12 protein-coding genes and 1 pseudogene are annotated in these 17561 nt (G+C 55.6%); 9 read left to right on the top strand and 4 right to left on the bottom strand.

The annotated features are described in order from the left end of the window. Positions 1–509: 509 nt before the first annotated feature. The 3 genes from BBG47_RS25080 to BBG47_RS30140 are packed head-to-tail and all read right to left on the bottom strand — an operon-like array spanning position 510 to position 1863. Entirely contained in the window at positions 510–767 is a 258-nt protein-coding gene (locus tag BBG47_RS25080) for a hypothetical protein (protein ID WP_139070764.1), read from the bottom strand. Positions 768–772: 5 nt separating this feature from the next. Then, on the bottom strand, positions 773–1714 hold the full coding sequence (locus BBG47_RS25075) for a hypothetical protein (protein ID WP_083189597.1): 942 nt from the start codon (positions 1712–1714) through the stop codon (positions 773–775). Beyond that, entirely contained in the window at positions 1711–1863 is a 153-nt protein-coding gene (locus BBG47_RS30140) for a hypothetical protein (protein ID WP_175400634.1), read from the bottom strand. The genes BBG47_RS25075 and BBG47_RS30140 overlap by 4 nt, the downstream gene beginning before the upstream one ends. A 389-nt stretch (positions 1864–2252) precedes the next feature. On the opposite strand from BBG47_RS30140, the gene BBG47_RS25070 reads away from it, so the two are divergent. The 9 genes and pseudogenes from BBG47_RS25070 (at position 2253) to BBG47_RS30135 (ending at position 16543) form a co-directional block, all read left to right on the top strand. Continuing rightward, on the top strand, positions 2253–4034 hold the full coding sequence (locus BBG47_RS25070) for a vWA domain-containing protein (protein ID WP_065294005.1): 1782 nt from the start codon (positions 2253–2255) through the stop codon (positions 4032–4034). A gap of 55 nt (positions 4035–4089) precedes the next feature. Then, positions 4090–7479: a tubulin-like doman-containing protein gene (locus BBG47_RS25065; protein WP_065294004.1), complete on the top strand. Its 3390-nt coding sequence runs from the start codon at positions 4090–4092 to the stop codon at positions 7477–7479. Position 7480: 1 nt separating this feature from the next. Continuing rightward, complete coding sequence (locus BBG47_RS25060) at positions 7481–9913, top strand: transcription initiation factor TFIID (RefSeq protein WP_065294003.1); 2433 nt, start codon at positions 7481–7483, stop codon at positions 9911–9913. Continuing rightward, positions 9876–10178, top strand: a complete 303-nt coding sequence (locus tag BBG47_RS29585) for a hypothetical protein (protein ID WP_139070763.1) — start codon at positions 9876–9878, stop codon at positions 10176–10178. Before BBG47_RS25060 ends, BBG47_RS29585 begins: the two co-directional genes overlap by 38 nt. Beyond that, positions 10163–11443: a vWA domain-containing protein gene (locus BBG47_RS25055; protein WP_065294002.1), complete on the top strand. Its 1281-nt coding sequence runs from the start codon at positions 10163–10165 to the stop codon at positions 11441–11443. The genes BBG47_RS29585 and BBG47_RS25055 overlap by 16 nt, the downstream gene beginning before the upstream one ends. Positions 11444–11463: 20 nt before the next feature. Then, on the top strand, positions 11464–12102 hold the full coding sequence (locus BBG47_RS25050) for a beta-mannanase (RefSeq protein ID WP_065294001.1): 639 nt from the start codon (positions 11464–11466) through the stop codon (positions 12100–12102). A 13-nt stretch (positions 12103–12115) separates the two neighbouring features. Then, positions 12116–13378, top strand: a pseudogene (locus tag BBG47_RS25045) (hypothetical protein). Next, entirely contained in the window at positions 13375–16341 is a 2967-nt protein-coding gene (locus BBG47_RS25040; RefSeq protein WP_254659919.1) for a GAP1-N2 domain-containing protein, read from the top strand. Before BBG47_RS25045 ends, BBG47_RS25040 begins: the two are co-directional and overlap by 4 nt. A gap of 58 nt (positions 16342–16399) precedes the next feature. Continuing rightward, positions 16400–16543, top strand: coding sequence for a hypothetical protein (locus tag BBG47_RS30135; RefSeq protein WP_175400633.1), 144 nt, complete (start codon positions 16400–16402; stop codon positions 16541–16543). 840 nt (positions 16544–17383) lie between these two features. Here BBG47_RS30135 and BBG47_RS25035 read toward each other — a convergent pair. Next, positions 17384–17561: thioredoxin family protein (locus BBG47_RS25035; protein WP_217492524.1), on the bottom strand; the 178-nt coding region annotated here is incomplete at its 5' end.

Raw genomic sequence — 17561 nt, 5'->3', positions numbered from 1 at the left:
AAAGCAATATGTAATATATACATATGACGACGTTTTCGTTATCGCATGTGAAGAATTCGAATTAAGATTAAAGAAATAAGAGCAGTAGGCGACGTTACACGAAAGGCTTAGAGAACGAATCGAAGCAATCAACTTAAATGGATAAGATCTAGGATTGACTATTTATGTTCCAAAGTTCGATCCATCGTAACTAGGAGGTAGGCTCTCGGAGCGCAGATAAGATCGTTATATGAAATTTCAATAGTCAATCTTGTCGGTGTGACGCATCATCCACTCCACGAGACGCTTGATTCTTCTTGGAGTCGTGGTAGGAGCTTTTTCTCCATTCTTGCCTTTCTTTGTTTTGTTTTTACGCTTGCGTTGTTTCTTGGGTTTGAGATTTTTGTCCACAGTAGGCCTGAGTCGGTTGAAAAAAGAGTTTAGCAACGTTTCACACATATTTTTACCAATTGAAGATGTAGTAGAAATAAAGAATCCCCCTACAGAAGTAGGAGGATGACAAGCCCTCGCTATTCGACAGCTTCGACCGTGACGATCAGATTGGCCAGCAGATTCGCCTTGATCGATGCATCACCGCTGTCCTCCAGCTTGCCGTCCTCCAGTTGCGCCTCGAAATAATCCTTGAACCGGCTGAAATGCTCCTGCATCCGGTCTGCGGCCCGCACGGAGGCCAGCATTTGAATCCCCTTGAAGCCAATCATTACCACCGCGGCAGTGCATAACAAGATCATCATATTCAGCGGGTTCAGGACGTCTCGGATCGTCATATACATCAGCCTCTCCCGGCCGAGTCCTGAAAGTCAGGATCCCATTCGTATTTCTCGCGCACAATCCGGTTCACCTCGTCGGCGATGCGATCCCATTTTTCATGCGGGTGCTGTCGAATCATCCGGTGCAGCCGGAGCAAGCGCACCTTCGGCAGTCGATGGGCGTAGCGCCGTACCAATCCGGGATAGGCGAGCACGTAACGCTTCATGCGTACGGCCGCGCCGGCTACGCCCGCCAGGATGTCCTGGCCGTTGTCCAGCCCGAGAATTTCCGGCTCATAATGGATGACGAACTGGAACGTGCGGTCCTTGATCAGATCCCGCTTGATTTTGGCGATCTCGCCGATGTAATCGGCCAACAGCGGATCATATTGCTGTAGCAAGAGCGGTTCCAGTTCCAGCTCCATATCTTTGCGCAGTGCGAAGTAATGAAGCAGTGCCAACTGCTGCAGCCGAATCGTATCGTTGCGGATTAACGGCAGCAGCTGGCGCAGCAGTTCGTAGGTGAGCTGCTTGTCGTCATCCCAATGCGAGAAGGCGTGCTCCCAGTCGCGGTATAGATCCTGAGCCAGCTTCTCCTGCTCGCGCTGCAGCAGCTGGTCCAGCTCGCGGCTGGCTTCGGCGGACCTCGCCTTGCGCTGGACGAACCAGAGCAGGCCGATAAGCAGAATGGACGCTGCGGCGCAGAGCGCCATATGACCGAATGTGTCGCTAATCAGGATGCCGATGAGCCCAAGCAACAGGGCGAAGAGCTGCTTCGTCTGCATTGATCGCCTCACCCGGGCGGCCGCGTACCGTTCGATCGGGCGCAGCGAGGTTTTGCCGCAGACAGGACAGACATCTTCCTCCAGCGCGGTGAAGGCCTGACACGAGCCGCATCGATGCACGAGATGATAGAGCTGCTTCGGCTTGCGGTACGGTCTGAAATAGACAGGTATTTTTTTCATGTCGATCTCCCGCTCTCTCCGTTCACAATAGAGACAAGCCGGGCGTCAATATCCGCCGGCGAAGGCGTCGTCTTCCGCCGAACCCAATAGAGGACGGTCTGGCTGGCGACAAATAGAAACAAAATTGCGATACAACAGTATGTTAACATAGTGAGTCCCTTCCTTTTAACAGCAAACTAGAGTAATAGGATATGCTCCGCAAGCCCATAGTAAACTATCAAGGCTGCGTGTCCTTGTATCGTATACTGATTAGACAAATTTCGACAATGGTATCCTTCATTCGGATGACTTTGTCCCTATTGCATAGTGTCGAATAAGGTTGAACTTTATAGTTACTGATTATATCATAATGACAGATTGGTGGTAGAATCGACAAATATATTGTCATTTCAGACGATATGGTGGCGGGGAAGCCGAGAAAATTCAGAAAATGTTCATCTAATCTTAATAACTATAAGGTATAACAAAATAGTGCCTTCTTCAGTGGCGCTTGTGTGCCTGCCATTAACCTATCACTTTATGATAAAGGAGTACAATTATGCTTCGGAGAAAATTAGCTGCTTACATGATGTTATTCACTCTGGCATTCGGCTTGCTGCCCGTGCTCGGGAAGGTGCCTGCAGCGCAGGCGGCCGAGGCGGCCTCGAAGATCGATGCCATGCTTGTTATCGATGTGAGTAATTCGATGGATACGAGCGATACAGACAAGATCGGCAACGAAGCGATGAAGATGTTCATCGATATGCTGTCTTCCGCAGGCGACAAAGTCGGCATCGTCGCTTATACCGATAAAATCGAACGCGAGAAAGCGCTGCTGGAAATTCAGTCCCAGGAGGACAAGGAGGATCTGAAGCAGTTCATCGATCAATTGAACCGCGGGGCCTATACCGATATCGCGGTCGGGTTGAAGGAAGGCGTCAAGGTGCTCGAGCAGGGAGCCGACCCGGCCCATGAGCCGATGATCGTGCTGCTGGCTGACGGCAACAACTATTTGAACAAGAACAGCGGCCGCACGCAGGCGAAGTCGGATCGGGAGCTGAGCGCGGCGGTAAAAGAAGCGAAGCAAAAGGGCATCCCGATCTATACGATCGGACTGAACGCCGACGGGCAGTTGAACAAGGAAGCGCTGGCCGAATTGTCGAAGCAGACGAACGGCAAATCGTTCGTCACATCGTCGGCGGACGACCTTCCGCAAATATTGAGCGAGATTTTTGCCAGCCATCAGAAGCTGAAAATCGTTCCGATCCAGCCGATCACCGGGAACGGGAGCTATCAGGACGTGACGGTGAACGTGCCGAATGCGAACGCCATGGAGGCCAATATTTCCATCCTGTCCTCGAAGCCGGTTGAATTGAAGCTGTACGACCCGTCCGGCAAGGAGGTCGCGATTCCTTCCGATGACGTCCAGCTATCCCGTTCGAATAGCTATTCGCTCCTGAAGCTGATCCAACCGGTCCAGGGCGACTGGAAGCTGCAGGTCAAGGGGGCGGATAAGGACAAGATCGATATTAATCTCGTCTTCAACTATGATCTGGATCTGACGATGGACCCGATTTCGGCCAAAACGTATAAAAAAGGCGATAAAATCAAAATCGGCGCCTACTTGACCAGCAATGGCCAGAAGCTGCAAAATGATGCGCTGTACCAGAACATGAGCGCCGTGCTGAATGTCAAGGATCTCGATACCGGCGATACGGTCGATCTACCCCTCGCTCAGGCGGGCAACCGCTTCGAAGGGGAATTCGAGGTGAAGGACAAGCATGATTACGAGATCATAGTAAGGGCGGAGGAGAAGAGCTTCTACCGGGAGACGGAGCCGGTCAAGGTGAGCGCCAAGCCGGCGTCCGCCGGATCGTCCGCTCAAGCAGGGGCAGGCGAAGGAAATGCGGCTAAGCCGTTCCCGACGTGGATCGTCTATGCGGCTATCGGCCTCATCGTCCTCGCTCTGGCCGGCGGGTTCCTCCTCGCGGCATGGAAGAAGGCGAACCGCGGCTTCGTCGGCCAGATGGTCATCGAGATCCGCGATGAGAATACGGGAGAGAAGACCTATCCGCAATATAAGAAGTTGACCGCCTTCAAAGGCAAATTCACGATTCACCAACTGCTGCAGTTGGCGCCCGAGTTCAAGGAGACCGAGAAGATGGTGTTTATGCCGGGCAAGAGCGACCGCATCCTGCTCAAGAACGGATCGGCCGGGACAGTTGAGAAATCGGGCCGCGCCGTCGATGCGAGCAGAGGGCTGGAGATGAAGAGCGGCGACCGGATTACAGTGCCGCTGCAACAGGTTGATAAAACGGTCTGGATTGAATATATCGTGTAGAACCGTTCCGCAAGCCCGTTTTTGAATTTGAAATGATAGGGAGGAACATCCATTTATGAAACCAATCGTCAGAGAACATATTCAGCAATTGGACGTATCGCTGGGCGGAGGCATCGTCAGCGACAAGATCCGCGTCGACACGATCGACAATCCGATCCTGATTATCGGCTTGGGAGGGACCGGCATCGACGCCCTGCTGCGGTTGAAGTATCAGATCAATCGCAGATTCAAGCTGCCAGAGGATCCGATCTCGAAGAAGAAGCGTGGGAAGCCGGACAATGTGGAGTTCCTGGCATTCGAGACGAATGAACAGGATCGCAACAAAACATACCGCGGCATCGGACTCGATCCGCTCAATGAATTCGTGCTGCTGTCGAACGCCGAGATAGGCGGGCTGCTGCAGAACCGCAGCATTCTGGAGCCATATATTACCGAGTGGCTCTCCCCTGAGCTGAGCATCACCGACGGAATGAACGGCGCCGCCGGCGTGCGCCAGGCGGGCCGCCTGCTGCTGTTCACCAAGATCAATCAGGTCGTGCAGGCGATTGACAAGAAGATTAAGACGCTGTCCGTCGGCACGAACAAGAAGCTGATGGTGTTTCTGCTGTCCGGCTTGTCCGGCGGGACCGGCAGCGGCTGCTTCTTGGACATCGCCTATATCGTGCGCGGCATTATCGAGCGGGATTATGGCTCGGCAGGCATCGATCGCGTCAATACGCTCGGCTATCTATTCACTCCGGACGTGAACCTGTCGAACAAGAGCCTAAGCGAGCATACGCGCGAATATATCAAGAAGAACGGCTACGCTGCGCTCAAGGAGCTTGATTACTGGATGAACGTCGATGGCCGCGGCGAGCGCTTCCGGCAGAAGTACGGCAACATTTTGACGGTCAATTCTCCACTGTCACCGTTCAACCTGTGCCATCTGATCTCGGCGACGAACACGGAAGGGAAGCTGCTGGAGAACGCGTATGACTACTGTATGAACGTGACGGCGGAGAACATCACGAACTTCATGGCGAGCGAGGAGAAGCAGTCCGGCGAGGAATTCGCGATTCACGATTACATCAGCAACATCCGCACGAATATCGCCCAGATGAACCGGGCGTTTCCGGCGAATTACGAATATAACATCATCGGGGCTTCGTCGGCCGTCCTGCCGATCGAAGAGATGACAACCTATCTCGGGTACCGCCTGTTCCAGAAGATGGAGAAGATGTTCCAGAAGGCGCCGAGCCAGGAGGAGGTCGAGAAGTTCGCCCGCAAGCTAGGCGTCGATCTCGACACGATGGTGAAGACGTTCGAATCGCGCGTGCCGGAGCCGCTGCCAGGCTTCGAGAACAGCGAGCGCCTGAGCTATAACAATGTCATCAAAATGCAAGTCGTCAATATGGATACGGAGCTGGAGCAGACATTCCTAGCACGGGCGCGCGAGGAATACATCAAGGCGAAGAAGCAGCTTCCCGGCGAGATCGTCGGCAGCTTCACCGATCAGATCCGGCGGATGTTCCTCCATCCGGAGCAGGGGCCGTTCTATGTGTCTCGTCTTATCTACACGGAGAAGGGCTTCTGCTTGTTGAAAATGCTGCTCTCCTACATCGAGACGCTGCGCGAAAATCTGCATCATATTCCGCGCGACATCGAGGCGGCACAAGAGCAGGCGAGCGAGCGTCTCGGCGATGCGAAGAGCGCCTTTATTTCCAAGGACAAGAAGAAAAATATGTACATCGAAGCCAAAATTCAGGAATATTGGCTGCATGCCGATGTGGAGCGCACGGAGCAGATGATCGAATTCTACGAAGATCTGTATCAGTTGCTGAACCATGAGAACAACCGCATTTATAGCGTATTTACTGAAATATTGAACGCTCTCAACTCGATCTTCGAGAAGAACGGCGACATTCTGATCAACGGCGAGGAGCAAGCCGACCATAAGGGGAACCGGACCTATTATTGGAACATCGTCAGCGTACCAGACATCTCGAAAGTGATCAGCAACATTATGGATCAGAAGGAAGTCGACGACCTGATCCGCGACTTCTCGTTGGAACTGCTGAATCACTCGAACCAATGGGTCAAGGAGCAGGAGCTTGATATCGTCAGATCGATTTCGGATTTCCTGTCGGACAAGTTCGGCGATCTGATTACGCAATCCATGGAAGAGTTCCTTGTCATGAAGTTCGGCAACGACGAGTCGATCGATAAGTTCGTCGAGCGCCAGATCGCGAGCAAGCTGGATGACGAGGCGGTTCCGGTGTTCCATTTGAGCAACAGCTCGGGCAATCTGCATTTTCCGCGCTGGGGCTTCGTATCAGTGCCCGTCAAGGCGCCGAGCATTCTCAAAGGGATCCGCAACTACCAGAACAATGCGGTCGGCAAGTCGAACTTCACCGTCAAGGAGAGCGAGGTGAAGAACCGCATATTCTGGCTGAATACGCATAACGGGGTGCCGCTCTTCGTCTATACGCCGCTCAAAGTATACGAGGAGAGTTATGAGCGCACGATTCTCGACAAAGAAGGGATCGGCCGCCATCTTGTGCAGACCGACAAGGCGAACTGGACGTATCTTCCTTCCCCAATCCCGGAGCAATCTTGGGGAGATACGTACCGGAACGAACGGGTGCAGAAATACAACGCCCGCGTCCGCACCGAGTTCGAGCGGGGCGCGCGGTTCAAGACTGTCATCGAGAAGGGGATGGACGACAATACGAGCAACCGCTATGCCATCGTCTTCACGAAGCCGTTCAACCTCACGGACATGCTCACAAGCTACGATATGCAGCTGCAGGCCGCGAAGCCGAATCTCGGGGAAGTGAAGCGCGCATACCTGGATCTGAAGCGGCTGCTCGAAGAGGGCTTGGAGCCGGTTGAGACCAAAGATATTTTCGGCAGCATCAGCGAGGAGCTGGCGAAGGAGAATCTGATCCGTTCGCCGGAGCTGATCGCGCGTCTGCGTGAGGAGCTGGCCAAGTACGAAGCGATCAAGGCGAAGGTGGCGGAATTCGAGCAATTGCTCGGCCAGCATCAGGACGAGGAGAAGCAGCAGGATCAATTCATCGAAGCGATGTACACCGGAACGATCTGCAAAAAAGGCGCGCTCTATGTATATGACCGCGACGAGGAAGAGGAAGCGTGGGAGCCGTTCGTCAATCTGATGAAGAGCCGGGATTATGTCGAGTACGAGGTATACGAGCATTTCCGCGGCCTGGATGAGAAGCATCGCGGCACGCTGCTGCGCAAATCGGCCCGCCGCGCCGCCGAGATGACGGCAACGGAGGATGTCGATCCGCTGCTGGCGAAGCTGGATGAGCTGTACACGGCGTTCCTAGAGGCGCGCGAGCGGCTGGAATACGAGAAAATCGAGCTGGCGAACGGCGAGGATACGTACCAGTTCTACAAGCAGTTGACGACCAAGCTGAACGCCATTCGGAGAAAGTTGAAATAAGATGATGACGCAGACCAAAGTGGAAAGGTTCGCAACCGAATATGCGCGCGACGAGGATCGACTCACCGGCCGGGACGATAACCAGAGCAGCATTCATTATCCGACGGTGTTCCTCTTCATCGGCGACAAGGCGGGGGACGCGATTGAGCCGATGATCCAGATTAGCGACCGGAAATGGGATAACAGTGCCGGCGTCATGTACGTACACATTGCGTCCCGTGGTCTAGGGGTAGAAGTCTCTGGCGGGGAAGATTCCGCCGCCCGCAGCGCCGCTTCTGCACGGCATGGCGCAGAACCCGGCGGCAGAGTTGCCCGGCTCGTGCTTCCGCTCGGCGGAAGCGGGGATAACGACAGCCGCAGGACGATACGCCGCGATGTGCACCGTAAGTTCTACGCGGAGGAGGGCGGCCTGCTTGAGCTCAACCGCATCTTGCGGAAGGTGAGCAGCGATATCGCGGAGTACGGCCGCCTCTATGCTTCGTTCGACCGGATTCATCTGGCGGTCATTACGCGAGCCGATGATCCGCTCACTGTGCTGGTGCCGGAAATTACGCTGCTGGCGGAAGCGATTTTTCAGCAATCGTTCAAGTCGGTGCAGACGGATCTGTACGCGCTCATCAGCGAGCGGGAACAAGCCGAATCCTTCGGCTATGCCAGCTCGGCGGGAGTCGCGTTCCTGCGTGAGCTCGATTATATGCAGAGTCCAGACTACTCGTTCTCGGCCCCGCTGCATGTGACGGAAGACAGGATTGCGATCGAGGTGACGCATCCCGCTTCGCCGTTATTCGATCTCGTCTATGTGCTGACGGACAAAAATGAACGCGGCATGTCATCCTTCGACGAAGAAGACAATTACGAGATCATTTGCCATATGAACCTGTTGAAAAACCGGAAGCGGATCGACTCGGCTGGGGCGCATGGAATGGATAGCTACAACAACACCTCCCTGCGCAACAATCTGATGACCGAATCCGGCCGGATCGGGTTCGTCTCGGCGGGCTTCTCGAAGGTGAAGCGCCCGAATCATTCGATAGCGCTCGCTGTGCTGTACCATTTCTACCGGGAGCTGACCGAGCGGATGAAGGGCGGGCCCGAGCGAACGGCCGCGGAAAAGCTTGCCTGGTTCGGACTGAACACGGAAGCGATAGAGGCCCAGGTCGATCAGACGGTCCCGGCCGCGGAGCGGCTCGGCGACATGAACGGCTTGATGACGCATGGCATCAGCTTCAGCCAGCTGAAGCGCATGACGCTGCGCGAAGCAGAGGAAGCGCTGTTCGGCAGCGGCTGCACCGCTTTTTTCCGGGAGAACTATGAACGGGCCGCCGAGAGCGCGATCCGGCAGCTTCCGGACGACGAGCTGCATGATGCGGTACGGCAGCGGTTGGCCGCCCAGACGGATACCTGCTTCTATCATGTGTACGCCTGGACGAACGAGGCCGAGGAAGCGGGCAGCGTCTGGCCGCTTCTGCACGGCCGCATCCGCGAGGCGGCAAGAGCGCTGGAAGCGGCGCGGGCGGAGCTGGAGCAGAAGTATAGCGAGACGGTGGAGGCGCAATCGTTCCAACGGCTGCCGCTGATGGATAAGCACAATGTACGCAGCTTCATCCGCGCCTTCTTCGACACCGTGTACTTCCAGAAGCTGGAGGTGCTGCGGCTGGAGACGGAGCTGCGGCTGTATCGGAAATATGAAGCGGAGCTGGAACGGCTGCACGCGATCTGCAAGCAGTACGTGCAGCAGCTGGAGTCGCTGGAACGGACGCTCCGGGAAGCGGCGCTCGCCAGCATCCGCCGGGCTGATGATTATATCGGCCAAAATATTATGGAGTATTATGAACGTGTGACGGCGGATGTCATGCGGGACATCGAGTCGAAGCGGGGGCCGGGGGCCTTCGGCGAAGAGCGGTATATGGGCAGCGTCACTTGCCTGCTGGAGCAGGGGATAGAAGCCTTGGCCGCGCGACTGTGCGAGGTATGCCGGGATCATATGTTGACTGCGGCTCCGTTCCGGCAGACGTTCGAGGAAGAACTGCTGCGGCGGGCGAACGTGACGATCGACTATAGCAACCAGGAGGTGCTGTCGCGGGACGAACTGTTCAAGAAGCTGTATCGGACGCTGGAGGAAAATGCTGGCATTCATATCCGCTTGCTCGATTATACGCATAAGCATCGCTACGAGGAGAAATATTTTTTCGGCGACGCGACGAGCGAATTTATGCGGTATGCGTTGAACGAGGAGGAGACGTCCCGTATCTACAAGCTCGGCTGCGTGCACGAGAAGCGAAGCAGCGGGGTAGAGAAGCTGAACATGATGGGCGGCTTCCGCGTCGAGGACCTGATGTATTACCGGAACGGCAAAATGTATTACGAGAGCTACGTGCAGAACGGGTACCGATTCCATGGTATCGATCCTGGACTGCTGCCGCCTATCCGTTAATCCGGGTATGCCAGGCGAGCTTCCGCCGGGCTTCCGTGCGGGACAGCAGGCGTTCCGTACGGACTGCTGCCGTTCTCGGGGGGATGGCGGGGAAACGGAACGCCACGCATCGATCGGGGGGCAGCAGCGGCGCCCGGGGCAGCGGACCTGGCATGGAGCGGGTCATGACGATTACCTGAACGTATATGTAAATACCGGCCTTTATGAACACGTATTTTATGTGAGGTTATGTGAAAGGATGCTATATTTATGCAGCGAAAAGTGAATTGGCTCATGGTGCTGTTCAGCCTGATTGGAGGCATGGTCGGCTGGGCCGCCGGGGAGTGGCTGCTGTGTCGTATGGTTGGCCACTGGCCGGATGTCGTGGTGAGCGGGCTCTACTTCGGGATCATCGCCCTATTCATCGGCCTGGCCTGTCTGACGGCCGAGATGATCTCGCCCCGGCTGAATGGCCAATCGTGGCGGCAGCGGTATGCGGGCACATCGTGGCTGGTGCTCGTGCCCGCGACGCTCGTCCTGCTGTTCATCGCGGGGCTGACGCTCGAAGCAGCCTACCAGATTGAAGCGGGCGGCGTGAAGTCGGTCGAAAATATCGTGCTTGTGATCGACAATTCGGGCAGCATGGAGCAGACGGATCCGAACCAGGATCGCTATAAAGCGGCCAAGCGAATGATCGAAGAGATGGATCGGGACAAGCGGGTAGCTGTGTTTGTATTTAACGACAGCGTGACCCTGCTTCAGCCTTTCGTGCAAGTGAAGGATCAGGCTGTCAAGGATGAGCTGTTCGCTAAGATGGATGGGCTCCAGCCGACGCAGGGCCGTACGGATATCGGCCTGTCTCTATCCGAAGCGATGAAGCATATTAAGGACAATCCGGCTGATTCGGGCGGCACGATGGCCGTCCTGCTGTCGGACGGCTTCAGCGAAGTGAATACGAACGAAGTGCTCGCTGATTATAAGGCGAAGCATATTGCCGTTCACACGATCGGCCTCAGTCTGGTGGACGCGGAAGGCTCGGGCCTACTACGCCAGATCGCGGACGAGACCGGCGGCCAGTATTACGATGTGTCCAAAGCGGACGATCTGTCGTTCGTTTTCGAGCAGATCTACAGCAGCATCGGCGATCGGACGTTGGTGACGGAGCGTTCCGGGCCGCTTCGGGACAGCGGCTATTATAAGGCGCTGCATGTCATTGCCCTCGCGCTGATTGGCACTACGCTTGGCTTGTCGCTCGGCCTCGTGTTCGACAACCGCTATCTTGCCAAGAGCTTCGCTATCGGCGGGGCTGTGGCGGGGCTGCTTGCTGGTCTATTGCTGGAGGCCGGCTTGTCCGGACGACCGCTTGCGGACGGAGCCGTGCGCCTCGGCGCCGATCTAGTGCTGGCGGGCGTCATTGCGCTGTTCACGCTGGCCGTGCCTGTGCAGGAGAGCCAGCGGCAGCAGGAAAGCCGCCGGCGAGGAGGAGCGGCGGGGAATGAAGGCAGCAGCCTGTCCGGACGGCAGACCGATCAGAACAGCCGTGGATTCTAGTGTGGAGGGGGCTATGATAGATGTATTATTCGGAAGCGGGTCCGGAGACGCCGATCATCCGCAGACTGGCACATAGTATTGACGAAGATCGATGTACGCTGCGATGGCTGTGGCCCGATACGATTCAGGCCGTCTACGTGCACAAGGCGGCGGCGGATCGCCCGGCGGCCGAGCGTCCGCCGGCTGCGGAGCTGAAGCTGTATACGAGAGACGAGTACAAAGCCAACAACGGGTACCATGACCGGATTGATGGGATCGGGCGGCTCGTCTATACCATCTACGCTTGTCTGCTGCAGGAGGACGGACAGCAGCAGCTCGTCATCCAGCAGGATGGCGGGAACCGGATCGCACTGAGCACCGGCCGGGCGAGAATCTGTTATTCGATCCGCTATAAAGGCGGCTGGTTCAAAACATTCAAGACGGCGCAAATCCAGGTGGCGGCAGAGGTGCCGCTCCCTGCGGATGTGCTGTGCTATGTGAAGAAGCACGGCGGCTATCCCGCCAGTAAAGACGACGGCACGGTCTACCCGTTCGTCGAGCCGTTCGCCCCGGGCCGGAACATGCTGCCGGAGATTGAGATCGGGAAGGACGATTTTATTCGGCTCTTCTTCACCGACGGCCGCCAATACGGCCAGCTGTACGAGCTGATACCGGAATGAGGAGGAGAAGACATTGGGGATTTTTGATTTTCTGAAGCGCAAGCCGCAGCCGGCGTCACGGCCGCTGTTCTATGATATCGTATGCCCGTACTGCTTCAGCAAGTTCTAGCCGGCGGAGGTCGTGTTCCGCGCGGCGCATCACCGCGAGGATGACGAGAATTATGCGCTGCAGGAGGATGAGAAGCTGAACAAATACCGGGATCGCTTCGGTTTGGACACGGTCTATGATATGGAGGCGGTCATCGAGCCGCGCGATGTTCCCGAGGAGCATCATCTGTATTCCGACCATGTGCTTATCGGGCTGAATGACCGCTATGGCGTCGTCACGCGCAGAAGGCTGTGCCCGCACTGCCATAATGAGCTGCCCGTAACGGCAGGGAAGGTGCCGAGCAATATCATTTCCATTATCGGAGCTTCCCAGGTCGGCAAATCGGTCTACATGACCTCGCTGATTCATACGCTCCAGCATGTGACGGCCGATCATTTCGATGCCGCCTGCATGCCGCTCAATGCGGAGATAAGCCGCAAGTTCCGCACGTTGTACGAGGAGCCTCTGTTCGAACGCGGCGATCTGCTCGCGTCGACGCAGAAGGAGAAGATGCAGGAGCCGTTCATCTTTCAATTCGTCTTCAAGGATGAGACGAAGCCGCCGCTCACACTGGTGTTTTTTGATGTCGCGGGGGAAGGGATGGTCGATCAGGATTATCTTGGCCTGCATGGCCAGCATATTAAAAATTCGACCGGCATTCTTTTCATGATCGATCCGCTGCAAATTCGGTCGATTCGTGAAAAAATCCGTATGCAATACGGCGGAGCCTCCGACGATTGGGTACCGCAATATGACGAGCCGCGCGATGTCGTGCTGACGCTGTTCGGCGACTTCATCGCTTACCAGGACAAGAATAAGACCGACATCCCGACGGCGGTCGTACTGACGAAGAGCGACATGCTGCATGCGTTGAAAGATGAGGATGGAGACTATATTAAGTCGAATAGCAATATTTTTCACAATATGGTTCATCGCAAATATCTTGATCTGACGGAATTCCATAATATCGACGGTGAGATCCGGCGCTTCATCGAGAAGGTGGACCGTCCATTCAAAGGAACGATGGATGTCTATTTCTCCAATACGGCCTACTTCGCCGTGTCGGCATTGGGCAGCAACCCGGTCAATCAGAAGCTGCAGGGGGTTGTCAGTCCAATCCGGGTAGATGAGCCGTTCATCTGGCTGTTGCATCAATTGAATTATATCGAGGGGAGAGAGCAGCATTGACATCGAACAGATCCTCTCGCATCCAGCAGCAAATGTACACGCGGGAGCGGCGCGGTATTTTCCGTTCCAACGAAGGCTTCGACACGATCGCGGTCTCCGGCGGGCTTGATACCGGATTCATCAAAAAAGTACTGCACCCGTTCTGTGTCTATGACGCACCGGCGGAGCTGGCCGCGCGCGGTGAGAAGGACGAAGCGCGCTATCCGCAAGCACTGCACCTGTTCCACGCTGAGATGGGGCAGCTCGTCCTAGGCCGCAGCATCTATCAGGCGGCGGATTTCACGGGCTTGCGCAGCGCCTTCTTCACCCATAACTATATTATGCCCGCCGATCAGGCGGCTGAAGCGGTGAAGGACTACCCCTCGCTGCTGAACGCGGACTTCGGCGGCAGCTATGACATCGAGCAGGGCACAGAGCTGCCTGAGTTGGAGAGGATTCCTGCCGCGGCGGAAGCGCGCCGTCCGGCTTCGCCGGCCTCCCTGCTCGCCAGCCTCGGCATCGACGAGAAGATGTTCAAGAAGCTGTTGTTCGCCGTCATCTCGTCCGTTGTCACAAGACGCAAAGTGTTCGTGGCGCTCGACGTCGCGGTGGAGGAATTGTCAGAGACTGCCTTGCAGCTGGTCGGCGTGCTGTACGGCAGTCTGCCGTATGCGTACCGCCGTGCGTTCGGCTTCCTGACGTTCTCGAAGGAGCCGCAGAGCCGGAAGGGCATTCATCTGACGTTCGTCGAGCAAGGGAGCTTGCGCCCGAATGATCGCAGCATCGACAAGGATTATACCTTCGATCTCGCGTCCAAGCGGGTGACGAATGTCGATATCGATCTGGGGAAGCAGCCCTACTTGAGCTTCGCCTGGAGCAATCTGGATCAGCCCGGGCGGGCGGAAGCCTTCTATGTCTTCCACGAGCAGATGCTGGAGGGTATGGACTCGCAGCGGCATACCGCGATCGCGAGCTGCCACGAGCTGGCTGTCTTGTACCAGATCGAGGAAGGCAGTGATTCTGTGTATATGCAGAATCGGGTTGGCGCGCTGCGTTCGATGCTCGATTACTTGGCGCCGGAAGGGGCTGTTCAGTCGAAGCGGCGGCTGGCGGAGCTGTTCCGCGGAGGCTTCCAGCGCGAGTATGAGCTCGTCAAGCAGGGCGAGATGCCCGATCCGGCTATCGTGAAATGCTTCATGGAATTCGAAGCGCTTGCCGGGGCGGCGCTGGGCAGCGATCTGCTCGGGTACTTGATCCGGAGCTTATATGAAGCCAATCAGGCGAAGAGCCGTGAGCGAACGGAAGCCTATTATGCGCTCATCGAGGGCAGCGACAGCGTCAGCAAGCCTTTCTTCGACACGTTGCTGCGGGGCGGCAAGACGGTGGAGCTTTTCTTCCCGTATATGCGGCAGAAATTCCAGGAGATCGTCCGGGCCGAGGAGCTTGTGAAGCTGGCTCACCATTGGTCCAGCCAGCATCCGGTACTGCTGCGCAAGGCTGAGTTCACCGAGCTGGCTGCCGGGCAGCTTGCCGAGAAGCTGCGGCATGATGCGGAGCCGGTGTCCGCCGTGAACGCGGTGCTGGATACGGTAGACCACCTTCTCGCGGAGAAGGGGCGGATTGCCGGCGAAGATATGCTGCTCTTGATGGAGCAGTTGTCTTATGCGGCGAATGTGTTCCTGCTGACGGAGCTGAATCTGGAGCAGACGCGCCAGGAAGCGTTCCTCCAGATCGGTTTCCTAGCGCACCCGGGCGAGGTGAGGGAATGGGTCGCCCGTTATTCGCCTCAGGTGCAATCCACGGCGAATGTCATGCTGGCTGCATACCGCTGGTTCCGCGACGCCGAGCCGGATGAATCGATCTTCGGCGGGTTATCGCCTGCCGAGCTGGATCGGTTGCAGCAACTTGGACGACGCTGGCTGCAGAAGGATTTGGAGCCGTCCCGCTTCCGGCGGCTAGTGCTGGCGTTCTACCGGGATGCCGACACAGGCTTGATCGAATACGGAGCGCTGCTCCATTATTTGCACCTGCATGCGCCGAACCGGGAGACCGTCTATCTGTTCATGAACTGGTCCGAGAAGCAGCGCTTGTTCTCGCGAGAAAGGAAGCTCGAGCCGGGATATGCCGCGGCGGTGGTCGCTTATTTCAAAAAATACGACCAAGACGCGTTCAAAAACCGGACGAACCGTAAGCTCTATTTCGAGCAGGCGGGTGCGCCGCTTCAGGCTGCATACGTCAAGGCCCGCAGTGAGTTATCGCCGCCCATCGTCAGATGGCTACGGCGCAACAGGAAAGCGATGGTGTGGTTCGCGACCGCGATCCTGGTCATCGGCGGCGGATTGGCGGCTTCCGGCGTCTTCGACAGCGGCAAGCCCGCAGTGGCGGATATCACTGCGTCCAATCCTGCGCCGTCTCCGCAAGAGCGGACCAATAAGATCGAACCGCAAGTCTACGCGAGGCAAGTCGAAGATTCCGTGGACGGCGAATGGAAGCCGACGACAGAGCTTGTATTCGAGTTCGGAACGGAGGCGGAATGCTCCGCTTTTCAGGCCGGCACGATTACATTGAAGCTGGAGGGTGGCCCCGAGCAGACGTATAAGGATCATCCTGTGCAGCATCTCTGTTCTTCGGGGGCCGCTTCTTCTTCCACAAGCGGCGGGCAGCAGGCTCAGAATGGCGGCGGGAGCGGACAACCAGCCGATTCTTCTGATAGCAAGCCAGGCTCGACAGGGGAAGAGGACAGTGCGCAGCCGAACGAGACGGCGGGAGCCACGCCGCCGGGAAACACGCCACCGGTAGACACACCGCCGGGAGAAGCGGCGCCACCAGCCGGAGGAGCAGATGGCAGCGCTGGCGGGACTTCGGCCGAGCCGACCCAGCAGCGATCCTATCAAGCGATTGTTTCTTTGGGTGAAATGGTAGATGTAGGGAAAATAAGCGAAGTACTTGTGAATCAGAAAATAGTTGAGTATATTGAGAAATAGAGGCTGACAGTCAGCCTCTATTTTTTTTGTCATCCTGTACCGAATGACAGAGAAGACTATGAGCCATGCGCTCGCTGCCGGTACGCTTGAACCGCGAACGCGAATGGATTCGATGGGAACGGTGCCATCGCTCGTGCTGACGATTGGATTGTGGGGCGTCCGCTATGTGGTGGCGGGTGCGGAGAAAGATAGATTCGAATAAACATTGAATGCTAGGTTACTAGGGGGATGTCGGATATACAATGTCTAGTTTGGAAAACGGCCTAAAACATTTTGTCGCGTTTGGCTTGACATCCGTCTTTTTACGTGATATGACATACAATTCATGTCCGCGCATGTCTGCTTGGAGATGGGGAATAAGAGCCATCTTCTCTGGTATAGAAATTTCTTTGTATCGGTCGATTTCTGTAGACTTAGATTGATATCCATATGAATTCGGTGTGGAGCTTGGCGAGAAAAGATAGTAATTGGTTCTGGAACATGTTCGAGCACATGCCAAAAAGCAACGGCGTTAAAGGTTGAACCAAGCTTCATTATAAATTTCCGGAATAAATTTTTTAGTATTGATATTTGATAATCCTTCCTGAAATACCAACTCGCAATTAGAACATTGCAATAAGTTAAATTGGCTATAACGATGAAAGTATTTAATGAATTGTGATTTGCATACCGGACAATTCATGGATAGCCCTCCCCCTTCACATTATGGTATATGACTTCGTGGAGTATTGTGTTTTATCCTAAAAAAAGAAATCAGGAACAATCGCGGAACAAGGCTGGCATGACGAGTTGTTGACATTGGGTGGTTTGTATGCCAGGCTGTGAAGCCGACAGCAGGAAGGGAGCGACTGGAGCTTATCTTCATGAGGCTGCAATTCTTATTACGCTCGATTCCTTGGCAAACACACTGGATTGCAGTACCATAACCAGTTTCCCCGTTGGATAAGTGGCAGTCTACAACTACGAGCGGTTACCAAAAAAATGAAGCAGCCTTAGCCCGATGAAAGCACGAGCGAAGGCTGCTTAAGCATATTATTTTATTTTATTGAGAATAAGCGTACCGCTCGATCAGCGTTTCATACACATTTTTAGGACGGAGCCCGACAAGTTTTTCTACCGGCTCACCGTTATGAAACATCATGACCGTCGGCATAGACATAACTCGGTATTCGGACGCGATGGCAGGGGAATCGTCACAGTCTACCTTGACTACGTTTACC

The organism is Paenibacillus sp. KS1, assembly GCF_001680695.1.
Classification (GTDB): Bacteria; Bacillota; Bacilli; order Paenibacillales; family Paenibacillaceae; genus Paenibacillus_B; species Paenibacillus_B suaedae.
The sequence above is the reverse complement of the archived record's forward strand: the minus strand, read 5'-3'. Positions and strand labels throughout refer to the sequence as shown.